15 protein-coding genes are annotated in these 22,193 nt (G+C 38.7%); 7 read left to right on the forward strand and 8 right to left on the reverse strand.

What is annotated here, in order from left to right; genetic code table 11:
• Positions 1-11 precede the first annotated feature (11 nt).
• The 4 genes from EZ456_RS17970 to EZ456_RS17985 all read left to right on the forward strand — a co-directional run bounded on the left by EZ456_RS17970 (position 12) and on the right by EZ456_RS17985 (position 5,463).
• Positions 12-1,208: a multiheme c-type cytochrome gene (locus EZ456_RS17970; RefSeq protein WP_131532534.1), complete on the forward strand. Its 1,197-nt coding sequence runs from the start codon at positions 12-14 to the stop codon at positions 1,206-1,208.
• Positions 1,209-1,305: 97 nt separating this feature from the next.
• Positions 1,306-3,630, forward strand: coding sequence for a TonB-dependent receptor (locus tag EZ456_RS17975; protein ID WP_131532536.1), 2,325 nt, complete (start codon positions 1,306-1,308; stop codon positions 3,628-3,630).
• Positions 3,631-3,634: 4 nt separating this feature from the next.
• Positions 3,635-4,444, forward strand: coding sequence for a DUF4249 domain-containing protein (locus EZ456_RS17980; RefSeq protein WP_165501371.1), 810 nt, complete (start codon positions 3,635-3,637; stop codon positions 4,442-4,444).
• 59 nt (positions 4,445-4,503) lie between these two features.
• A complete protein-coding gene (locus tag EZ456_RS17985; protein WP_131532540.1) occupies positions 4,504-5,463 on the forward strand; it encodes a 2-hydroxyacid dehydrogenase in 960 nt (319 codons plus the stop codon).
• A gap of 755 nt (positions 5,464-6,218) precedes the next feature.
• Here EZ456_RS17985 and EZ456_RS17990 read toward each other — a convergent pair.
• The 6 genes from EZ456_RS17990 to mutL form a co-directional block, all read right to left on the reverse strand.
• Positions 6,219-8,945 (reverse strand): alpha-2-macroglobulin family protein, encoded by a 2,727-nt coding sequence (locus tag EZ456_RS17990; protein ID WP_225876566.1) that lies wholly within the window; start codon positions 8,943-8,945, stop codon positions 6,219-6,221.
• 311 nt (positions 8,946-9,256) lie between these two features.
• A complete protein-coding gene (locus tag EZ456_RS17995) occupies positions 9,257-9,889 on the reverse strand; it encodes a nitroreductase family protein (protein WP_131532542.1) in 633 nt (210 codons plus the stop codon).
• A gap of 951 nt (positions 9,890-10,840) precedes the next feature.
• Positions 10,841-11,953 carry an endonuclease/exonuclease/phosphatase family protein gene (locus EZ456_RS18000; protein ID WP_131532544.1) on the reverse strand — a complete coding sequence of 371 codons (1,113 nt, stop codon included), beginning with the start codon at positions 11,951-11,953 and terminating at the stop codon, positions 10,841-10,843.
• Positions 11,953-12,807 carry a rhomboid family intramembrane serine protease gene (locus EZ456_RS18005; protein ID WP_131532546.1) on the reverse strand — a complete coding sequence of 285 codons (855 nt, stop codon included), beginning with the start codon at positions 12,805-12,807 and terminating at the stop codon, positions 11,953-11,955. Before EZ456_RS18005 ends, EZ456_RS18000 begins: the two co-directional genes overlap by 1 nt.
• A complete protein-coding gene (locus EZ456_RS18010; RefSeq protein WP_131532548.1) occupies positions 12,800-13,501 on the reverse strand; it encodes a rhomboid family intramembrane serine protease in 702 nt (233 codons plus the stop codon). Before EZ456_RS18010 ends, EZ456_RS18005 begins: the two co-directional genes overlap by 8 nt.
• 62 nt (positions 13,502-13,563) lie before the next feature.
• Complete coding sequence (gene mutL / locus EZ456_RS18015) at positions 13,564-15,399, reverse strand: DNA mismatch repair endonuclease MutL (protein ID WP_131532550.1); 1,836 nt, start codon at positions 15,397-15,399, stop codon at positions 13,564-13,566.
• Between the two features lie 472 nt (positions 15,400-15,871).
• Here mutL and EZ456_RS18020 point away from each other — a divergent pair, with 472 nt between their 5' ends.
• The 3 genes from EZ456_RS18020 to EZ456_RS18030 all read left to right on the forward strand — a co-directional run bounded on the left by EZ456_RS18020 (position 15,872) and on the right by EZ456_RS18030 (position 20,181).
• Positions 15,872-16,435, forward strand: a complete 564-nt coding sequence (locus EZ456_RS18020; protein WP_165501372.1) for a helix-turn-helix domain-containing protein — start codon at positions 15,872-15,874, stop codon at positions 16,433-16,435.
• A gap of 307 nt (positions 16,436-16,742) precedes the next feature.
• Complete coding sequence (locus EZ456_RS18025) at positions 16,743-18,377, forward strand: amidohydrolase (RefSeq protein WP_131532554.1); 1,635 nt, start codon at positions 16,743-16,745, stop codon at positions 18,375-18,377.
• Complete coding sequence (locus EZ456_RS18030; protein ID WP_131532556.1) at positions 18,364-20,181, forward strand: serine hydrolase domain-containing protein; 1,818 nt, start codon at positions 18,364-18,366, stop codon at positions 20,179-20,181. The genes EZ456_RS18025 and EZ456_RS18030 overlap by 14 nt, the downstream gene beginning before the upstream one ends.
• A 74-nt stretch (positions 20,182-20,255) precedes the next feature.
• On the opposite strand, the gene EZ456_RS18035 is transcribed toward EZ456_RS18030, so the two are convergent.
• Both EZ456_RS18035 and EZ456_RS18040 read right to left on the reverse strand, forming a co-directional pair.
• Positions 20,256-21,098: a DUF6929 family protein gene (locus EZ456_RS18035; protein WP_131532558.1), complete on the reverse strand. Its 843-nt coding sequence runs from the start codon at positions 21,096-21,098 to the stop codon at positions 20,256-20,258.
• Between the two features lie 108 nt (positions 21,099-21,206).
• Complete coding sequence (locus tag EZ456_RS18040) at positions 21,207-22,169, reverse strand: isopenicillin N synthase family dioxygenase (RefSeq protein ID WP_131532560.1); 963 nt, start codon at positions 22,167-22,169, stop codon at positions 21,207-21,209.
• Between the last annotated feature and the right edge of the window lie 24 nt (positions 22,170-22,193).

Consider the following 22,193-nt stretch of genomic DNA (forward strand, 5'->3'; position numbering starts at 1 on the left):
AAAACATCCTCTTGAAAGGCGCAAAACGTATCCTGTTTATTTTAGGGGCAATGGCCGTTGCAATCATCATTTTGTCGAGATGTATGAATACGGCCGATAAATTACCAACCGATATCAGGGGCGAGGCCTATGCAGGGGCGGTTACCTGTGTTAAATGCCATAAAGATTTATCACAGTCTTATGCCCATAGTCCTCATGGTTTAACCTCTAAACCTGTGGTAGATGCAGCCTTGTTAAAGGTGTTTGCGCCCGATTCGAACAGGTTTTTGTTTAATGCGCATCAAAACGTGGTGATCGAAAAAAGGGATAGTGGAATTTTTCAAGTGGCTTATCAAGATGGCAAAGCAGTTCGTGCCCAAAAATTCGATTTCCAATTTGGTTCGGGTGAAAAGGCTTTTACTTATGCTTATTGGAAGGGAAAGAAACTGTATGAATTGCCTTTGTCGTATTTTTCCACCATTCAGAATTGGGCCATTAGCCCTGGTTTTCCGAAAGAAAGTTTTTATTATGACCGGGCGATAACCAGTCGCTGCCTGGAGTGCCATGCCTCTTATGTAGACATTAAACTCACGCAACAATCTACTTTTTCAAAGGATGAAGAAATGGAAAAAGGCTCTGTTATTTATGGGATAGATTGCGAACGCTGCCACGGGCCAGGTAAACAACATGTTGTTTTTCATATGGAAAACCCGGAAGAAAAGACTGCGAAATTTATAACACTTTATAAAACACTTACGCGTAAACAGAAAATGGACGTCTGCGCCGTTTGTCATTCGGGCAATACTTTGGTGGCGCAACGATCGGTATTCGGTTTTCAGCCGGGCGACGATCTGGATGCTTATTACTCGCAGGATTTTGTAGGTTTTGGCGGTGGTAACATTGATGTGCATGGTAACCAAAGTGCTATGCTAATGGGCAGCAACTGTTATCGGAAAAGCGAAACCATGACCTGCCAATCGTGCCACAATACGCACGAAAATATTAAAGGTAACTTAAGTCTTTACTCGCAGCGCTGCATCAATTGCCACAAAAGCACCAATCACAGCAAAGCCACATTAGCAAAAGGATCGCTCAGTAGCAATTGTATCGACTGCCATATGCCTAAAGAATCTTCAAAACTGATCACTTTTCAGCAGGCAGGTAAAGATCATTTAAGCCCTTATATGTTGCGCTCACACCATATTGCCATTTATCCCGTTATTAAGTAAATAAACCAGGTTGTAAGAAGAAATTCGCTGTTGTCCGTTAAAAGGGCTTGGATTTCGTACATTTGGTTTCCACCTTAAAAATTAGATAGTAGCCGATATGCTCATAAGACACTACTTAGCGTTATTCTCCCTCCTTTTTCTTTCAACCTCTATTTTTGCTCAAAAGAAATTTACCCTTAGCGGCACTATTCGTGATGCAGGTACAGGCGAAACTTTAATTGGTGCAACAGTAAGGATTTCTGGTGCTTCTACCGCTGCAACCTTAACCAATAATTATGGTTATTTTGCTTTAACACAAGCCGAAGGAACCTACACTGTGGCGGTAAGTTATACGGGCTATGCCTCCGTTGTTAAAACCATTAATTTAACAAAAGATACCAAGTTAAATGAGGAATTAAAAAGTGCAAACGATTTGGACGAAGTAACGGTAAGTGCCAATAACCGTAAAAACGACAACGTTAAAAGCGCGCAGATGGGTTTGGAAAGGATCGATATGAAATCGCTTAATTCTATCCCGGTACTGCTTGGCGAAAAGGATATCTTAAAAACTATCCAGCTTTTGCCAGGCGTAAAATCTGGAGGTGAAGGGAATACAGGCTTTTATGTTCGCGGTGGTGCTGCCGATCAGAATTTAATTATTCTGGATGAGGCAGTAGTGTACAACTCATCACACTTACTTGGCTTTTTCTCTACTTTTAATGCCGATGCAATTAAAGATGTAAGTTTATACAAAGGTGGCATGCCTGCACAGTATGGAGGCCGTTTATCGTCGGTTTTAGATGTTAAAATGGATGATGGGAACAATAAAGAGTTTAAGTTTCAGGGAGGTATTGGTTTAATCGCTTCGCGTTTAAAAGCAGAAGGACCAATTGTAAAAGACAGAGGCTCGTTTATGGTGAGTTTCCGTAGAACCTATATTGATCTGTTTTTAAGGGCTTCGCCAGATTCGTCTGTTAACGGCAGTACCTTAAATTTTTATGATATTAATGCAAAGGCGAATTATAAAATCAATGATAAAAATACCATTTACATTTCTGGCTATTTCGGTAAGGATAATATCGGTGTTAAAGACTTGTTTGAGAACAACTGGGGTAATGTAACCACCACCATTCGCTTAAACCATATTTTTAACGACCGCTTGTTTTCCAATACCTCGTTAATTTACAATAACTATAATTATACTGTTCGCCTATTAAATGATGCCACGAATTTTAAGGCAACCTCATTGGTACGGGATTTTAATTTTAAAGAAGATTTTCAGTATTTCAGCAATAAACATACACTCCGTTTTGGGGTAAATGCTACACAGCACCGCATCTCACCGATCGATATCGATAGCGATGAAGCATCGCAGGTTAATTCGCTTACACAAGAAAGACGTTACGGCATTGAATCGGCAGCTTATGTTTCTGATGAATGGGCGGTGAACGAACATTTAAACTTTTTATATGGTGTGCGTTTGGCGGCTTTTTCTTTAATGGGCCCAGGTAATTTTAGTACCTACGATGCTGATGGGAATATCTTATCTACTGAAAATGTAGCCAAGGGGAAATTTCATAAAAACTATTTTAACTTAGAGCCACGTTTTTCGGTGAGTTATCTGTTTAATGAAGAGAATTCGATCAAGGCCTCTTACAACCGGAATACACAAAACGTACATATTTTAACCAATGCTACCTCTAGTTCGCCTACCGATCAGTACGTGTTGAGTAGCAATAACATTAAACCCGAAATTGCCGACCAGGTGGCCTTGGGCTATTTTAAAAACCTGGATGAGAACAATTACGAACTCTCGGGGGAGATATACTATAAGTGGCTTCAAAATCAGATCGATTATAAAAATGCAGCCGAATTATTGGCCAACTCCAATGTCGAATCAGAACTTTTATACGGAGTGGGCAGGGCTTATGGAATGGAGCTGTTTTTTAAGAAAAAATTTGGTAAGCTGAACGGTTGGGTGGGTTATACCTTATCGCGTACCGAGCGTAAATTTACAGAATTGAATAACGGTAAATATTTTCCGGCGAGGCAGGATCGTACACATGATATTTCGGTAGTTGGTATTTACAACATGACTAAGCGGTGGACCTTCTCCTCAAGCTTTATTTACAGCACGGGTAATGCAGTAACCTATCCGGCAGGAAAATATAGCGTTGGTGGGCAAATGGCCTACTATTATACGGAAAGAAATGCTGGCCGCATGCCTTACAGTATGCGCTTGGATGTGAGTGCAACTTTAGAAGGGAAGGTGAGGAAGAAATATCAATCGAGCTGGAATTTTGGTATCTATAATCTATTGGCCCGAAAAAATCCTTATGCAATTGAGTTTATTACCGATCCCGATAATCCAGGTAAAACTGCTGCGCAGCAAACTTCGTTATTCGGTCTTATTCCATCCATTACCTGGAACTTTAAATTTTAAAAAAATGAAAAAACTGGTTATATACTTTTCGCTGTTCGCTTTCTGTTTAACAGGTTGCAAGAAAATTATTGAAATTGACACTGAAAATGCCGATCCTCAGCTAGTAATTGAAGGTAGAATTAACGATTCGCTCATCGATCAGCAGATTAAGATCAGCAAAACCATCGGTTACACCGAAACCAATGTTTTTCCGAAAGTTTCGGGTGCTTCAGTTACAGTTACCGATAGTAAGGGAAATACCTTCGTATTTAAAGAAGGTAGCACCTCAGGTACTTATATCAACAAGATGAAAGGCGTTCCTGGTGTTACCTATAATTTAAATGTTACTGCCGAAGGACAAACTTACACAGCAAGTTCGAAAATGCCCAATGTGGTTAAAATGGATTCGATAGGCGTGATTAACAACTTTTTCTTTGGAAGAGAACGTAAAACCGCTGCCGTATTCTTTAAAGATCCGGCCAACGAAACCAATTTTTATCATTTTAACCTGTATGTTAATGATGTTTTATCGGAGCGTTTTTATGTAAATAACGATCGTTTAACAAATGGAAATGACTTAAGAATCCAGTTATTCTTTAACCCCCCTACTAACGACCACGACAGCGATGAGCTGAACGCTAACGATAAGATTAAAATAGAAATGGAGTGCATCGATTCGAATATTTTCGATTATTGGTATGCTTTAAGTCAGCAATCGAACCGGGGCCCCAACCAGGGTACAACTCCGGCCAATCCAACTTCTAATATTTCTAATCAGGCACTGGGTTATTTCAGCGCCAATACTTATCAGGTCCTTTCCGCAACTGTTAAATAGTAACCTTAGGTCAATTTGTATTACCCAAAACACCTTAAAATTTTTACTGTTAATAAAGTATGAAAGTATTTATAAGTGGCAACATTGCTTCAGTTGGAATAAAAGAACTGGAAGAAAACAATATATCCATCACGCAGTGGAAAGAAAACCGACAGATTACAGCTGCAGAACTGATTGAGGCCTGCCAAGGTCAGGATGGTTTGATTAGTGTTGGTCCGAATAAGATTAATGCCGAATTTTTAAAGTCCTCTAGCCATTTAAAGGTTATTGCGCTACATTCTGTTGGTTACGATCAGGTAGATTTAGCTGCCGCCAAAAAATTAAACATCCCAATTGGTAATACGCCTGGCGTTTTGAGCGATGCAACTGCCGATACTGCATTTTTATTGATGCTTGCTGTATCGCGAAAGGCCTTTTTCTCACATAAAAAAATTATTAAAGCTGAGTGGAAAAATTATGAGCCAACACCCGAACTGGGGATTGAGGTGAAGGGTAAAACACTTGGTATTTTTGGACTGGGGAAAATTGGATTAGAGATGGCTAAAAAGTGTATAGGTGCCTATCAAATGCCAGTAATTTATCACAACAGATCGCGTAACGAAGAAGCTGAAAAAGAAATCGGTGCAAAATATGTATCCTTCGAAACGCTTTTGGCGCAAAGTGATGTACTTTCTATCCATACGGCATTAACGCCCGAAACAAAGGATAAATTTACGCTTGATGTTTTTAAGCAGATGAAACCCAATTCGATTTTCATTAATACTGCCAGGGGTGGTATCCACAACGAAAAGGATTTGATCAAAGCTTTAGAAGAAAAAATGATATGGGGAGCAGGTTTGGATGTAACCAATCCGGAGCCAATGGATAAAAATAATCCATTGCTCTCCATGGAAAATGTTGCTGTTTTACCGCACATTGGCTCAGCTACCGAAGAAACCAGGGCGGCCATGGCGCAGATTATTGTTAAGAATATTGTGGCAGGGTTAAAAGGAGAGAAGTTGCCGTTTGAGGTGATGTAAAACGGATGAGGCAGATGTCTCATTGACTTAAACATAATTGTTGTCAGTCTGGGGGATAGTCTATTTCATAAAAATCAATATAAATTACGTTAAAGGATTTTGCATAACCGCTTGCCGCGGGGGCATCTTTCTTTTGATAGCAAAAGAAACAAAACTACCGGCTCGCAATTTTTTTATTAAAGCCAGTGAGTAGGCTTAAACTGTGCCTGCCAAAAAATTGACCATGCCGGTTTAAAAGCAAAACGAAGAAACAGTGCTTCGGCCTTGCAGGATGGTTATACAGAAAGGAAATAGCATTGTGCTTAAATATATTGTTTAGGCTTTTCGCTAACAGACGCTAATATCTTACTGTACTCCGCTATTACGGACTGGCCTTGTAGGATTTCGAAGGAGAGCATATTAGAATTTTTGCAGCGTCTTTCATATCCCGAATAACCAAAGGGAATATGCAGCGAGCATAAGGCTTTGAGCAGAGGGAAAGCCTCATATTACCGCTGTAGAAATTCTGATGCTGCTATTCAAGAAAGCATGCAAAGCCTTGATTTTTGTTTCTTTTTATCAAGAAAAAGAAAGAAGCCTGTCTGGCCAAGACAAACCTTCTTATATCTATCATAAGATTGACTAGATATTAAAAAAATAAATACTGAATTAAGAACCTTCAAAAAATACGTCAATGGTAGCTTGTCGAAGACCTTTATTTTCTCTTTAAGTTAATGATATTGGAGTCAATCGAAAACTAAGATTCCATCAACTACCTATTTAACAAGATACTTAAACACCGATCTTCCTAAATTTCCGTTAGCATCTACACCTTCGATAATTACTTTGTATTGGCCTTTACCATCTGCGTTGTAATATTCGAAAGAAGAATTACCGGTTGCATCAGTAACAACTTTTGGATTCCAATAAATGGTAGTCCTTAAATCGTTGCGGTTCATGCTGGCAGGAACATCATATTTTGGCGAATAGAACTGTTTTTCTTTGTTGTAACCTTGTGGTGAGAAAGTAAGCTCATAGTATTTTGGAAGCATATCCATCAGCTGCGCTTTAGATATTTTAGTGCCTTTAGGTGCTTTCTTCTGGTTGAATACAATAACCCCATTTACATTGTTTGCACGGTTTACCAAGCCCAGTTCATCTCTTAAGAACACCTCAACCGATTCGATCTGGTTGGCATCTAAAGTATTAATCTGGTTTACGTCTACATTCATTCCGTTAATAAAAATTCCCATTGGTATTTTTTTGCCCTGGTTATAATCTCTGCTTACATAGAAATTATTATCAACGAAGGTAACACCCGCAAGCATACCCTGTAAACAGTTAATCAGTAAACCACAACCTTTTAATCTATCGCCGCTCACTTCATGGTCGGCCATTTGGCTAAGTCCGGTTAAGGCTGGGTAATCTTTATGGCTTACTTTAGGAATAACTGCCGCTTTAATGGTTACATCTTTTAAAGTATGTAAATAAGCGTATTGCCTTTTACTATTATCTAAATAACTGGTTAAAGCGCTATCGATATTTAAAACCTCTTCTGCTGCACTAAAGTTTTTGGTTAGCGTAGGTATAGGTGCACCATTTAAGCTTAAGGTCATGTTTTTATAGTTTACATTGTACTTAGCGGTAATGGTCACTTTAGATGAATCGTTAAACATCAGGTTTTGGAATTTAAAATTCCCTACAGGATCTGTGGTTGCTTCTAAATTAAAACGTTTGTCAGGAATGGTTAATAACAATGCCCCTTTTCTAACCGGGATGCCGTTATTCTGTCGTAAAATACCCGAAATTTCGATGCCTTGTTCTGGTAAGAAATCAATTTTAGGTAATTTATTGGCAATAATATCAGTGTATTTGAAACTGCGATAGCCCTGGGTAAGTAACAATACATCTAAATCTGCATTTTTCTTCGCGTCGGGTGCATTAAAGTAATAATTTGCTTTTTCGATATAGCCTTTAACATCGCTGCTTAATAATAGTCCTGTTAATATCGTACTGGTTGCATCTTCGCTTGATGGAACCTTTGATTCATCTACAACGGCTACTGAGAAGCTACCTTCTACAGGGGCGCCATCTTTTTTGGCTGCCACATTTATTTTAACCTTTTTCTTAATTCCGTAAGTGGTTGCAGCACTGGTTAAAGTTACCGCCATGGTATTTTTTTGCTGAACAAAAACCAATCGCTCGCTTAGTGGTTTACCAAATTCATTAAATAGGGTAAACTGTGCAATTCCATTTGGGAATTTAGATTTAAGTACGGTTGTATTGTACTCTTTGTTTGATAATGCGGTTTGTGCACCATAGCAGATAACGCCTTTACTCTGCGCAATTAAATAAAGCTTTTTACCTTGGTTTTGTTCAAAGAAAGCATCATTTGCTGCAATTTTTATGGCCACATTATCTGCGCTGCTGTTATCTATATTTATGGCAACCCCATTTGCAGCAACTGCCGGCAAATTATAATTTTGAGTGCTGCCGTCGGCATAGGTTACTATTGCCTTGTAGGTTTTTCCAGCCTCAGCCAATAAGTTGAAACTGCCCATTCCTAAATGCTGTGCAGTAAAAGTAGCAACAGTTTTACCGTCGTTATCGGTTATGGTACCTTTTGAGCTAATGCCCAAACCATCACTTTTAATGGCTTTAAAGGCTACTTTGTTGGTTAAGCCAGCAATTAAACTTCCGCCTTCTGGGAAAAATTGAAAATCTTTGCTTACGATAGCGTTTTTAAGTTGAAAGCTACTGCTTGCCACATCTTTGTCAGTTGTATTAATACTAGTGATCAGTTCGCCTTTTTGCAATTGATATTCTGCCTTTTGTGCATTGCTCATGGCTATTGTTAAAAAACCATTTGCATCCGTTGTGCCCCTTCCTTTGGCAATAACCGTATAACTGGTAAGCACTTGCCAGCTTACATTTTTATTGGCATAAGGTTTATTGTTGGCATCTTTAAATTGTACGCGTGCATCAATTTTTTCTAACTTATCGGTAGAGGTATTTTTATAGGTGATATGGGTTTTTACCTCCTTGTCAATCGCTTCTCCTACATAAAAAGTCTTGTTAAAATAAGCAGGATCTTCACTGTTAAGCATCCATAAAGTATAAGCCCTGATGTGGTAATTACCTTGTTTATAGTTAATCTGATCTAAGGGGAAACTGCCATAAGCAAAACCACCTGTAATGGGTAATTTTAAGGTTTGGATAAGCGAATCCTTCTGGTTAATCACATCTACATAAATAATTTTACTAATTGTAGATAAGAAATTCTGGTTTTCGGTAATGTAAGCTTTAAACCAAACCGTATCAGCTACTGCATAATAAGGTTTGTCGAAATGGAGGTAAATCTTTTCAGCAGGGTAATCGCTTAATACCTTATTTGTTTTGGCAATGATGCTGTTTATGCTAATGGTATCGGTTTGGGCCGAAGAAGAAAAACTTAGTGCTGATAAAAGTGACAGTATTATTAACGATAATCTAAAAATCTTCATGGATTGGATATTAAATGCTAAGCCCGTAAATATATCCAATTATAAATAGAGCACATAAAATGTGATGATGTTTAACATTTTTTTACAAAAGATTTAAGTTCACTGGTTAATTGTTGGCAAACTCCAAGTCGTCATTATAAGGAAGCTTTTTCGGACGACGAAGCAATCTTTCTGATAGCGTTAAGCTTATATGTAAAAGATTGCTTCACTTCTAGCCCACAAGCAACGCTTCAGTTCGCAATGACGAATTAGAATAAACAAAACAGGCCACTAAAATAGCAGCCTGTTCTAAATATAATGGCGTTTGCCTGTTATTTAAATTCGATTAAGAATTCTTCTTTAGGTGAACGTACCTTTTTAAGGTTTACCAACCAATCGCCGGCTTCATCTCTGTTTCCTAATGGCAATAGCGTAACACTTTTTAAACCTTTTTTATCTAACCCTAAAAGTTCATCTAAAGCAGGGCCATTAAAGCCTTCCATTGGGGTGGCATCTACTTTTAACAAAGCGGCTTCTGCAATAGCAATACCGAAAGCAATATAAGCCTGACGCGCAGCATGATTAAAGTTTTCTTCTGCTGTTCTAGATAAGACCATACCTTTTAATTGTGCTTTGTAGGCATCAGTTCCACTATCTGGTAAGCCACGCTCAGCATTCATTCTGCTAAAAACGGCATCAATACCCTCTTCTGTGTAGTTTTCGTTCGCTGCAAAAATCAATAAGTGAGAAGAATCGATCACCTGCGATTGGTTAAAAGCAATTGGCGCAATTTTCTCTTTTAATTCCTGGTTGGTTACCACAATAACTTTAAATGGCTGTAAGCCAGATGATGTTGGTGCCAAATGTGCTGCAGCAATAATTTTATCAACCTTTTCTTGTTCAACGGGTTGACCGTTCATTTTCTTAACGGCATAACGCCAGTTTAGTGCATCTATTAAGCTCATATTTTTGGAGATTTTTTTAAATTTTATACAGCAAATATGAGCATAAGCCATAAAGCTATTGTTGATGTATGGTAAGAAAAAATAATAGTGAGTAATTCGGTCGTGATTACCATGGTTTGTGTCTCCACGGAGCATAAGAATATTCTATCGGTCGATGTCTCACCAACCGAAATAGAAACATATTTACTATTTATTGAATGGAAATGAATGGCTTGTGGTTTTTGGAGGTTGTCAGTCCCGCTTTCGCTTATAGTCCTCGCTGCGCTCCGAGCTATTCCGCTCTATCGGGTTTAGGAACAAGGGTTTGTACACCCTGCAGCCCCACAAATGAAATACTGCTATAGCCATCTAGCCTTGGTTGAAGCGTTACCCTGCAGCAACGAGGCACGAGGAAGCGAAGCGGAAAACGGGAAGAAATTTATTGTTTTGCAGCGGCCTTGCGCTCCGAATAAAAAATCGTTAACCTGCAATCGAAAGCATGATTTTTTCCATCGCCATGGTTCATGTCCTCACGCATAAGATCTTAATTAAATCTTATCCTCTTGGTTAGTGTCTCATCGACCGAAATAGAAATAAATTCAGAATGAGGAATTATGCAAAGATCTATTAAAATTAGGAAATGAAAGGTTTGTGGTTCTTGGCAGGTTCAGTCCCGCTTTCCATTACTTCCGATGAAGAATCGGAATCATTGCATCCGATAGCTATCGGATCGGGTTTAGGAACAGGGGGTTGTGCAACCCTACAAATGAAATACTGCTGTAGCCACCTAGCCCCGGTTAAAGCGTTACCCTGCAGCAACGAGGCACGAGGAAGCGAAGCGTAAAAGCGGAAAACGGGATGAGTCTTATTGTCTTGTAGCGGCCATGCGCTCCAGATGAAAGATTATTAATCTACAAACAAGAGCATTATTTTGTTATCGCCATGGTTCGTGTCCCCACGCACCATAAGATCTTAAGGAACAAACCTCAAATCGCTGCGTACCGGAAAGTGATCTGATAATTTGGCTTGGGTAATTTTGTAATTTAACACCTCTAGTTCTTTAGAAGTGGCAATATAATCGATCTGGAAATTAGGGAATTTGCCATTATAAGTTTTACCAAAACCATTCCCTTTTTTAATAAAACTATTGTTTAATCCCGCGGTAATTTGAGTAACCACGTAAGATGCTGGCGTATCGTTAAAATCGCCCGCAATGAGATAAGGTGTTTTACAGGTTGCCATTTCCTTTTTCATAATATCTACCTGGTCGCTACGTTTCAAAAAAGCACTTTTCAGCATTCTTAAAATCCGTTTAGATGGCTGGAGTTCGGTATTCATTTCCTTAACCTTATCTAAGTATTCGTAGTCTTGCTTTTCGAAAGAAATAGATTGAAAATGTACATTATAAACCCTTAGCGTTTTTCCTTTAATGTTTAAATCGGTGTAAATACTCATATTACCAGCAAAGCCTTCAAGAAAAGGTATTTTACCAGACGCTTTAATCGGGAATTTAGAGAAAATGGCTAAGCCAGTTGCTTCGTAATCATTTTTACTGGTTGGTACGAAGTAGTAATATTTTGTATTCAATAATGCTTTTAAACTGTCAACCGTATCAAATGCTCCCTTGTAACGGGTAAAAAATTCCTGGAAACAGATAATATCGGGATTTTGGTCTTTTACCACCTGAAGCATTTTTTCTTTTACTGATTCGGTATTGTCTTCGCCGTACAATTTAAAGCTATGCACGTTGTAAGTCATCATTCTGACGCTATTTTCTGCCTTTTCGGTGCCACCTTCATCACCACCAACGGCAAAGGTCGCCTTTAACGTTTTAGCACCAAGTGCGATAAGAAGAATGGTAGCAATTGCGAAAACCCATTTTTTGCTTAAAAACCACCAAACCAGAAAGATAATATTTGCGAATAAAACGAAAGGGTAGGCCAGTCCGAAAAAAGCAATGATGCTGTGCGCTCTTGGATCCATATTGCCAGCGAGAACCCCTAAAAGCATTGCGATTGCCAATGCAACAGCAATGGGCAAAAGGAGTTTATCTAAAAAACTATATTTCTTCTTTGTTGTGGCCATTAATCTTTACTTGCCTTAAATAGTTTTTCTTTTTCTACCGCTGTTAATTTATCGTATCCTGAGGTTGATATTTTATCTAAAATGGCATCTATTTCCTGCTGAGAAACGCCGCCTTTAAAATCGGGTTTTTTAACCGGTTTTTCATTCCGAACTACCTTTAGTTTCGGTTTGCGTTCGAACAACTTGCTCCAATCCCTTCCGCTTTGCAAACTTTTAATGAAGGCGAAGCCCAATAACGCACCACCAATGTGTGCTAAACTTCCGCCAGCATTTACTGAGCCGATGGCAATAAAATCGAGTACAAAATATACAATGGCAATCCATTTAATTTTAACCTCACCAAAGAAAAGCAGCATGATGGTGTAATTGGGTACCAGTGTTGCGGCAGCAAAAATAATGGCCATTACGGAGGCTGATGCTCCAATAATGGTTACACCGGCTAATCCATCAGCATAAACAGGGAATATATTTAATGCTGCAATAGCAAATAAACCACCAAACAAGCCACCTGCCAGGTATACAAAATGAAATTGCCTGCTTTTTAAGAAATTCATAAATATGTTGCCGAACCAAAATAATCCCAGCATATTAAACAGGATGTGAAGAATCCCATCATGAAAAAACATATAAATAAATAGGGTATAAAAACGCTCCGGTAATTTCGAAATGTTAGCGGGTAAGCCTACATATTCTCTGATCCATAAATTAGCATCGATAGGGATACGGCCAAAAAACACAATTAGACCAATAATGGCTGTAACTAAAAAAAGTATTACATTAATCCCAATGTAAAAGAACAATGGGTTGCCCGATTGAAAAACCTTGTATTTTAAATCTTTGAAAGTATTATTCATAGAGTGTATAAAATGTATCGTTTTTGTCTTTCCATATTTTAACAAGTATAAAGCCAATTAAGGCACCCCCAAGGTGGGCATAATGGGCAATAGAATCGCCTTGTATTGATGCAATGCCTAAAGATAACTCTACTAAAATATAAATTGGTATAATGTATTTAGCTTTTACAGGAACTGGAATAAACATAATCAATAATTCGGCATTTGGATAAAGCATGCCAAAAGCGACCAACAAGCCGAAAATGGCACCAGAGGCGCCAACCATACCACCATAATAAATCCCGCCTAAAGTATCCATTTGAGCCTGACTGGTAATGTGTTTCTGCCAACCATCAAATAGGGTAATGTGACCAATAATCTGCTGAACTTCAAAAGCTTGTACTGCCCACTGTAAAAATAATGCGCCTAAACCTGTTATGAAATAGAATGCTAGAAATTTTTTAGCTCCCCACCTCGATTCGAGCAAGCTCCCAAAGGAATACAATGCAAACATGTTGAAGAAAATATGTGCAATACCCCCATGCATAAACATATAGGTAATGGGCTGCCAGAGTCTAAAATTTGGTGAATCGAAATAAAATACAGCGAGTAAATTATCGAGCTTGAGGCTTGGAAGCAGGTTTGCCGCTGCAAAAAATAAGATGTTAATAATCAGTAGATTTTTTACTACCGGTGGAATATATATGTTATTCATTTAATTTTTTGTTGTTTTAAGCGGCAAAGTTTAATCTTTATTTGTTACCCTAAACCCTAAACCTATTTCTCAAACTTCCTATCCAACTCCGCTAAAGTAATCGTTTGGATAATCGGTTTGCCACTCACGCTAAAGTTAGGTGTTTTACAGGCAAAAAGTTCATCAATCAAGGTATTCATTTCTTCCTGGCCAAGGCTTGTTCCCGCTTTTATGGCGCTGTTTTTCGCTAAACTCCTGGCAAGGCTGTCGCGTTTGCTTAGTTTTAGTTCTTGTTGTGAATTTTTAAAGCCTTCAATCAATTGTTCAAATAACTGCGTTTCGTTAATGTTGCTACTACCCAGGTCAACTGGCACACCTTCTACTACCAACGTATTTTTCCCAAATTCCCGTACATCGAAGCCTAAACTTTTTATATCATCCAGTAAACTTTTGGCCAGTTCAAAATCATTGGCATTAAGGGTAATGGTTTGTGGAAATAAACTCTGCTGCGATGCACCTTTGCGGTCATCCAGATGTACGAGAAAACGCTCGTAAAGGATCCGCTCATGTGCCATTTGTTGATCGATCACCATTAATCCCGACTTAATCTGCGAAACAATATAACGGTTATGCAATTGCATGTACTGCTTTTGCTTGGTTTCTAAAACAGTTTCATCAGCATAAATAGAGGTTTGCTCTACAATTGGCTGTTCTGTTATTTCGTAAAGCGAACCCCAGTTTTTAGCACTTGGCTTGGCTTCATAGTTTCTTGGTGAAGTAGCATAACCCGATGTAGAACTGCTATCACTGGCAAAAGGATTAAAATCAGGATTGAAATTGATGCTCGGCGGTACAATATCTTCAACCGCTTTTTGCGTAATCATGTTACTGAAACCCGTTTCCTGATCAAAATCTAAAGTTGGCGAAATGTTATACCGCCCAATGGAACGTTTTACGGCCGATTTCATGATTGCATAAATAGATTTTTCATCCAGATATTTAATCTCTGTTTTGGTAGGATGCACGTTTACGTCAATTTTCGACGGATCGATCTCGATAAACAGCACATACAGCGGGTAACTGTCATCCGGTAATAAATCTTCGAAAGCAGAACTTACCGCATGGTTTAAATAGGGGTCCTTAATAAAACGGTTATTCACAAAAAAGAACTGTTCCCCCCTGGTTTTCTTTGCAAAAGCAGGTTTTCCGATGTATCCTTTTAGGTTAATAATGGTCGTTTCCTCTTCAACAGGAACCAAACGTTCATTATAGTTGTTGCCAAACAGGTGGACTATACGCTGTTTTAAATTGCCTTTTGGTAAGTTGAAAATCTCGGTGCCGTCATGGTGCAAACTAAAAAATACAGCAGGGTGCGCCAATGCTATCCGTTGAAATTCATCCAGAATATGGCGCATTTCTACCGGATTGCTTTTAAGGAAATTCCTTCTGGCAGGTGTATTGAAAAATAAGTTTTTAATCGAAATTTGCGTTCCTGGAGAAGTGGCAACGGGCTCCTGATTGGTTACCTGCGCACCTTCGATAGAGATACAGGTACCGATTTCATCTTCATGCCTGCGGGTTTTCATTTCTACCTGCGAAATTGCCGCAATAGAAGCCATGGCCTCACCTCTGAAACCCATGGTACGGATGGCGAATAAATCTTCCGCTTTTTTCACCTTCGAAGTGGCATGGCGCTCGAAACACATTCTGGCATCTGTAACACTCATTCCACAGCCATTATCTATAATCTGAATCAATGCCTTACCAGCATCTTTTACTACCAGTTGGATTTTGTCTGCGCCGGCATCTATCGAATTTTCGAGCAATTCCTTTACCGCAGAGGCAGGTCGTTGAACAACTTCTCCAGCAGCAATTTGATTGGCTACAGCATCAGGCAATAAGTGAATAATATCAGTCATGTATTAAGGCAAAGTGAATTTGCTAAATTATGCAAAATAAGCTTAAAGAACCCGATTTGTTTAAAACTCAACATGTAAATGACTGTAGGTAAATAGATTTAATTGCCTGGTAGGTTTGTTTTGCATTGGTTGTTATTCTGAATACAGTGAAGGATCTGTAAGGGGAATAATTAATTTCGTACGTTTCCAATTTTTGAGAATTATTTTTTTGAAAAGCAGGGTTCTGTGTTTATCGGTTCCAATAGTCCTGCCGTACACTGTAGTCCCGATTGAAAAAATCGGGAGCTGCCGTTCCCGTCAGGTTTATTTCACGAAAGTTTGTCATTCTGAACGCAGTGAAGAATCTTTTATCTCTAAAAGCGGTGGCAAATCATACATGTCAGATGAGATTGGCATCAAAATGACGCAAATAAGTCGCAGTTGAATGTAGATGCAATCCATTACATTTGTTCAACGCAATTGTTTAAAAATCATGAAATTATCTGATAAGGTAAAAGAACTTAGAATCCAGCATGGCTTTAGTCAGGAAGAACTGGCCAGGCAAACGCAATTGAGTTTGCGGACCATTCAGCGGATCGAACAAAATGAAACCGAAGCAAGAGGAGATACTTTAAAAAGGTTGGCCCAGGTTTTTAATTTAAAGCCAGTGGAGCTAATCGGCCAGGTTGAACAAGAGCAGACTTATTTGATCCCCCTCTTAAATCTCTCGGCGCTAAGTTTTATCATTTATCCAATATTGGGTTTTATTGTGCCTTTAATTTTGTGGTATTTTAAACGCAACGGAGATAAAAGTCTGGATGAAGCAGGTAAAAAACTAATTAACTTTCAGGCTACTTGGACACTAGCAATAACTTTGGTATATGGCTTTTCTATATTTGCTAAAGTAATGCATTTTAGAGGTATGTTCAGTTTTTATACCTATCTGGCAATCCCTTATGGCTTTTATGCATTAAATTTTATACTAATTGTGATTAATACTATCCGGAGCAAGAATTTGAAAGAAGTAATTTATAAGCCTGCAATTCCATTTTTTTAAGCTTCTTCAAATCAGCTTTTTGGAGGTTTGTTATCTCAAATTAATTCGGGGTTGTAATGCCTTGCTAGATTTTGTAGGTGCATTTAAAGGGTGGTGCCAGAAATAAATAATCTAAGTATTCTGCAAGACACCGACTGCGGCTAGTTCCGTGTTTCGGTGGCAAAAAAACTAAGAAAATAAAAATCTGTGTTTATCAGTGCGCATCTGTGGTAAAAAAACTAATTGTCGCAGTTCAACACGATAACTATCCTTTCTGTAAAACCGAATTTACAAATCCAAATGCTTTCAATTTTCTATCTTTATCGATATGAAATCCATTTTATACAGCCTTTTTCTAGCCATACTGTTCACTTCTTGTACCAAGAAAGAAGAAGTTGATGTAATTGTGTACAACGCAAAGGTTTATACTGTTAATAGTAAATTTGATACAGTTGAAGCTTTTGCGGTAAAAAACGGTAAAATTTTGGACCTCGGTAAAACGGACGATATCCAGGCAAAATATGCAGGAAAGGAAGAAATTAATGCCGATGGAAAAGCCGTTTATCCAGGTTTTATAGATGCCCATGCCCATTTTTACGGCTATGGCCAAAGTTTGCAAACAGCTGATTTAAGAGAAACGAAATCGTGGGATGAAGTGCTCGTACGCTTAACCGGCTTTGCCAAAACGCATCCTGATGGTTGGTTAATTGGCAATGGCTGGGACCAAAACGATTGGGAAAATAAAGCTTTTCCAACAAATGAAAAGTTAACAGTACTTTTTCCAGGTCGCCCGGTATTTTTAAACCGTATCGATGGTCATGCAGCCATTGCCAACCAAAAAGCTTTGGATGATGCTGGCATTAAAGGCGAGCAGAAATTGGTGGGTGGCGATATGCTTACCGAAAATGGAAAGCTCACCGGTGTGCTAATTGATAATGCTGTAGCTTTAGTAGAACGTAAAATTCCATCACCAGATGCTAAATTGGCCGAAAAGATATTTATCGACGCACAGAAAAACTGTTTCGCAGCAGGCTTAACCACCATTGATGATTGCGGCTTAAGTTATCTGGCTGTCGAATTTATCGAAAAACTGCAGAAAGAGAACAAACTGAAAATGAGGCTGTATGTGATGCTTTCGGATGAACCCGATAATTATAAATACCTGTTTAGTCGCGGACCGATTAAAACTGATCGGTTAAATGTTCGGGCATTTAAAGTGTATGCCGATGGTGCTTTAGGCTCGCGTGGGGCCTGCCTGCTGCAGCCTTATAGCGATATGCCCAATAAAACGGGTTTTCTATTGAGCGATCAAAAACATTTTGAAGAAGTAGCCACAAAAATTGCTGCTAATCATTTCCAGATGTGTACCCATGCCATTGGCGATTCGGCTAATCGGGTAATCCTCAAGATCTACAATAAAGTGCTGAAGGGCAAAAACGATAAGCGTTGGCGCATTGAGCATGCTCAGGTAGTGAATGCCAACGATTTTGGTTTATTTGGAAGCGCCAGTATTGTTCCATCCGTTCAGCCAACGCACGCCACTTCTGATATGTACTGGGCCGGACAGCGTTTGGGTGACGAAAGATTAAAAAGTGCTTATGCTTACAAACAATTGTTAAAACAAAACGGTTGGATTCCTTTGGGTACCGATTTTCCGGTCGAAAACATTAATCCATTATTAACGTTTTATGCAGCAACAGTGAGAGAAGATGCAAAAGGTTTTCCAAAAGGGGGCTTCCAGGTAGAAAATGCCCTAACACCTGAAGAAGCTTTACGTGGAATGACCATTTGGGCAGCAAAAGCCAATTTTGAAGAACACGAAAAGGGCAGTTTGGAGAAAGGCAAATTAGCCGATTTTGTTATACTCGATCACGATATTTTGAAATCATCACCACAAAACATATTGAAAACAAAAGTTTTAAAAACCTACCTGAACGGAGAAAAAGTATATGAAGCGAAATAGATTGTGTATCCTGGCTGTAGCATTTTGCTGCAATGTTTTATGTTTAATGGCTTGCGCACAGGAGCATACTGCGAATGAGAAAAAACTGGCCATTGCCAATGCGATAGCTAATACAACGGTGTTGTTAAACAATCAGGATGGTGTTATTCCTTTAAAATCACTAGAGAAAAAGAACATTGCTTCGGTTAGCCTTAGTTTTGCTTATAGTGCCGTTTTCGATAGTCTGGCCAATAAATATGATAAAATCACTTCATTTTCTGCCGATTCTTATAGAGATAGCTTGAATTTGAACGATTTAGAAGATGATCTTAAATATTTTAATACCATCTTAATTTCAATTGATGATCAAAATGTAAACAAAGCCAAATACATTAATTTCATCAACAGTATAAGTAAAAATAAACAGGTAATTATTTCTTTTTTTGGTAACGGACCTGGTTTAAAATCATTCGATCTGTTAAAATCGCCAATTGTATGGACAGGTCAAAACAATATTGATGCTGCTGCTATTGTGCCACAATATATTTTTGGTGGCATTGCCGCTTCTAATAAGTTAACCACGGCATATTCTGCCCGTCATACCATGGGCTCGGGTTTTACTACAACGGCCACACGTTTAAAGTACACCGTACCCGAAGATGCAGGTTTAAACTCCAATAATTTAAAAGAGATTGATGCCATTGCTGCTGAAGCGATTGCACAGAAAGCAACGCCGGGATTGGTGGTTTTAGTAGCCAAAGATGGCAAAGTGATTTTTAATAAGGCTTATGGCACACATACCTATGATACCAATGTGCCTGATAAAGTAACCGATATTTTCGATCTGGCTTCGGTAACCAAGGTAACAGCAACCACGCCTGCTGTAATGCGTTTGTTTGAAGAAGGAAAGTTAAAACTAGATACCAACATTGGTGCTTATATCCCAAAGGCGCGTACCACGCCGATGAACAACATTCAGGTGCGCGAAGTGATGTTGCACCAGGCAGGTTTCATTCCCTATATCCCTTTCCACGATTATGTTAAAACAGGCGATTATAGCAGGGATTCATCAGCAGCCTATCCAACCAAGGTTGCCGATAACTATTATATCAAAAAAGGCTTTTTTAAAGATTTTATGTGGCCTAAAATGCTCAATTCGCCGATTAAAACACGTGGTAAATATGTGTACAGTGATATCAGTATGTATGTGATGAAAGATATTGTAGAACACATCAGCGAAGAACCTTTAAACCAATATACTTACGAAAACTTTTACAAACCATTAGGTATGCAAACGGCAGGTTTCTTACCTCGTAACCGTTTTAAACCGGAGCAGATTATTCCGACAGAAGATGATAAGTATTTCAGAAAAACCCTGCTAGTAGGTTATGTACACGACCAGGGAGCGGCTTTGGCGGGTGGTGTTTCTGGCCATGCAGGTTTATTTGCCAGTGCCAACGACCTGGCCATTATTTATCAGATGCTTTTAAACCGAGGTACTTATGGTGGTGTAGAATATTTCAAAAACTCAACGGTTGATATGTTTACGTCGAAACAATCAAATGTAAGCCGTAGAGGCCTAGGCTTCGACCGTTGGGATCCGGATAGTACCAAACATTACCCGTCGGAACTGGCTTCTCCACAAACCTATGGCCATACAGGTTATACCGGAACTTGTGTTTGGGTAGATCCATCCCGTGGTTTGGTGTATGTATTTTTATCTAACCGTGTTAACCCTACCGTTACGGATAAACTATCAAACCTAAAAATTAGAGGTAGGATAGAAGATGTGGTAAACAAAGCTATTGATGAATCGAAGAAATAAACCTGGTTTGGATAAATAAATTGAGAGTTGTCAACTTTAGTAGCTGTTTGCCTAAAAGTTGACAACCCTTTAAATCAATGACTTATCACTAACTTATAAATTACCGTTTTAAGTTCTTCGTTATCACGATCCTCACACAATAGAAAGCTTGTGTTATGCTTACTTTGGCTTAATAAAGTAATGCCTTCGAATTTATGATTATCAGAAATTTTATTGCTGAAGGTTAATTTTAAAGTCTGTAGGTTAATACTGCCGATAAAACTGCCGAGAATTTCGCCATCCGTATAAGTCGATTTGGTGTCTTCTGCAGTAGCGATGAAAAATATTTCATTTTTAACCAATGCGGCATCAGTAAAAGAGGATTCAACATGATTAATATTTGGGAGCTTAAAGCTGTTGAATTTAATTCGATCGGCTTTAGTCAAATCTGCCCCTTCGATTTTAAATCTGCCATTCTTTGCATCGATCCCGTTGCCACGGTTAAAAAGTAGCCACTCTTTACCCGTAAAAATTGCCCCTTCAAGGTTAAAGTTATGTTCATCTATTTTTGCAATAGATTTAAGCCGGGTATAGGTTTCTGTCAAATCTTTCTGAACCACTTTTTTTGTTTCCAGGTTAAATTCGATCATGAGGTTTCTCTTTGATGTAGAGCCAGAGCCTAAAATGTAGAGCTTATTACCGTGCTGACAAAGGATTTCAAAATCGGGTTTTAAGGATTTGGGGATATTTTCTAACTGATCAGGTGCTTTATCAAATAAGATCTGAATTTTACGTAGCGCTTTAGTTTTGATGTTGTACTCATTCAAATGGCCACTGTTATCGCCAATGATATGCAGTAAATCTGCATGAAGGAATAGGCCAGAAGCAGAACCAATGCCATCAATCTCGGCGAAAACTTCTAAAGTTGTTGAATGCATGCTTTGAAAATAACAAAAAAGCACCGGTTTTGGCCGATGCTTAATATTTTTTTCCAATAAGATTGCCACGTCTCGATGAAGGATTGAGCCTCGCAATGACGATGTTTTTTACTTCTTCAATCCAATCTCTCTTAATCTTTCATCCAGATATTCTCCGGCAGTCATATCGCTATAAGCTTTAGGGTGTTCTGCATCAATGGTTGATGGTAAACTGGTTAAGTCCATATCGCTGCGTGGATGCAAGAAAAACGGAACCGAAAAGCGCGAAGTCTTCATTAACTCACGAGGTGGGTTTACCACTCGGTGTGTAGTCGATTTTAACTTGTTGTTGGTTAAACGCTGTAACATATCACCTACATTCACCACAATGTCGGTATGGTGCGCTTTAATTGGTAACCATTCGTTGCTGCGGGTTAATACTTCTAATCCATCAGCACTGGCACCAATTAACAAAGTAATCAGGTTAATGTCTTCATGTGCGCCTGCACGTACCGCATCGTCAGGAATGGTTTCAGGGTTTTCGATTGGGAAGTAGTGGATTCCCCTTAAAATAGAGTTTCCGTTATGAACGTGTTTATCGAAATAATTGATCGGCAATTCTAAATAAGTAGCAATGGCGCGTAATAAATGTGCGCCATTTTCTTCCAGTTTTTTATAAATATCGCCCGTTACTTTGTTAAATTCTGGTAATTCTTCTAAAACTTCATTATCAGGATATTCATTTTTAACAGGATCACCATCAGTTACTTCCTGGCCAATCTGCCAAAATTCTTTTAAATCTGGTGTTTTAGCGCCTTTAGCTGTTTCTTTACCTGCACTAGTGTAACCGCGCTGGCCTGCTAATTCTGGTTTTTCGTATTTCCTTTTGGTTTCAACGGGTAGCGAAAAGGCAGCTTTAATATTTTCGTAAAGTTTATCAATTAATTCCTGACTTAAGCCATGATTGGTAATGGTAACAAAACCCGAATCGTTAAATGCCCGGCCCAGTTCATCCGAAAATTTTTTACGGTCTTCTGCTGAACCATTAATGTAAGAGCCTAAATCTAAACAGGGAATATACAGTGTAGACATAATTTTATATTTAATGTTATACGA

This window comes from Pedobacter psychrodurus, assembly GCF_004331735.1.
Taxonomy (GTDB): Bacteria; Bacteroidota; Bacteroidia; order Sphingobacteriales; family Sphingobacteriaceae; genus Pedobacter; species Pedobacter psychrodurus.

Coding starts and splice junctions, on each gene's coding strand:
- EZ456_RS18035 (WP_131532558.1), bottom strand. CDS start 21,098: ATGCATTCAACAACTTTAGAAGTTTTCGCCGAGATTGATGGCATTGGT.
- EZ456_RS18030 (WP_131532556.1), top strand. CDS start 18,364: ATGAAGCGAAATAGATTGTGTATCCTGGCTGTAGCATTTTGCTGCAAT.
- mutL (WP_131532550.1), bottom strand. CDS start 15,399: ATGACTGATATTATTCACTTATTGCCTGATGCTGTAGCCAATCAAATT.
- EZ456_RS18005 (WP_131532546.1), bottom strand. CDS start 12,807: ATGAATAATACTTTCAAAGATTTAAAATACAAGGTTTTTCAATCGGGC.
- EZ456_RS18010 (WP_131532548.1), bottom strand. CDS start 13,501: ATGAATAACATATATATTCCACCGGTAGTAAAAAATCTACTGATTATT.
- EZ456_RS17995 (WP_131532542.1), bottom strand. CDS start 9,889: ATGAGCTTAATAGATGCACTAAACTGGCGTTATGCCGTTAAGAAAATG.
- EZ456_RS18040 (WP_131532560.1), bottom strand. CDS start 22,169: ATGTCTACACTGTATATTCCCTGTTTAGATTTAGGCTCTTACATTAAT.
- EZ456_RS18000 (WP_131532544.1), bottom strand. CDS start 11,953: ATGGCCACAACAAAGAAGAAATATAGTTTTTTAGATAAACTCCTTTTG.
- EZ456_RS17975 (WP_131532536.1), top strand. CDS start 1,306: ATGCTCATAAGACACTACTTAGCGTTATTCTCCCTCCTTTTTCTTTCA.
- EZ456_RS17990 (WP_225876566.1), bottom strand. CDS start 8,945: ATGAAGATTTTTAGATTATCGTTAATAATACTGTCACTTTTATCAGCA.
- EZ456_RS17980 (WP_165501371.1), top strand. CDS start 3,635: ATGAAAAAACTGGTTATATACTTTTCGCTGTTCGCTTTCTGTTTAACA.
- EZ456_RS18020 (WP_165501372.1), top strand. CDS start 15,872: ATGAAATTATCTGATAAGGTAAAAGAACTTAGAATCCAGCATGGCTTT.
- EZ456_RS17985 (WP_131532540.1), top strand. CDS start 4,504: ATGAAAGTATTTATAAGTGGCAACATTGCTTCAGTTGGAATAAAAGAA.
- EZ456_RS18025 (WP_131532554.1), top strand. CDS start 16,743: ATGAAATCCATTTTATACAGCCTTTTTCTAGCCATACTGTTCACTTCT.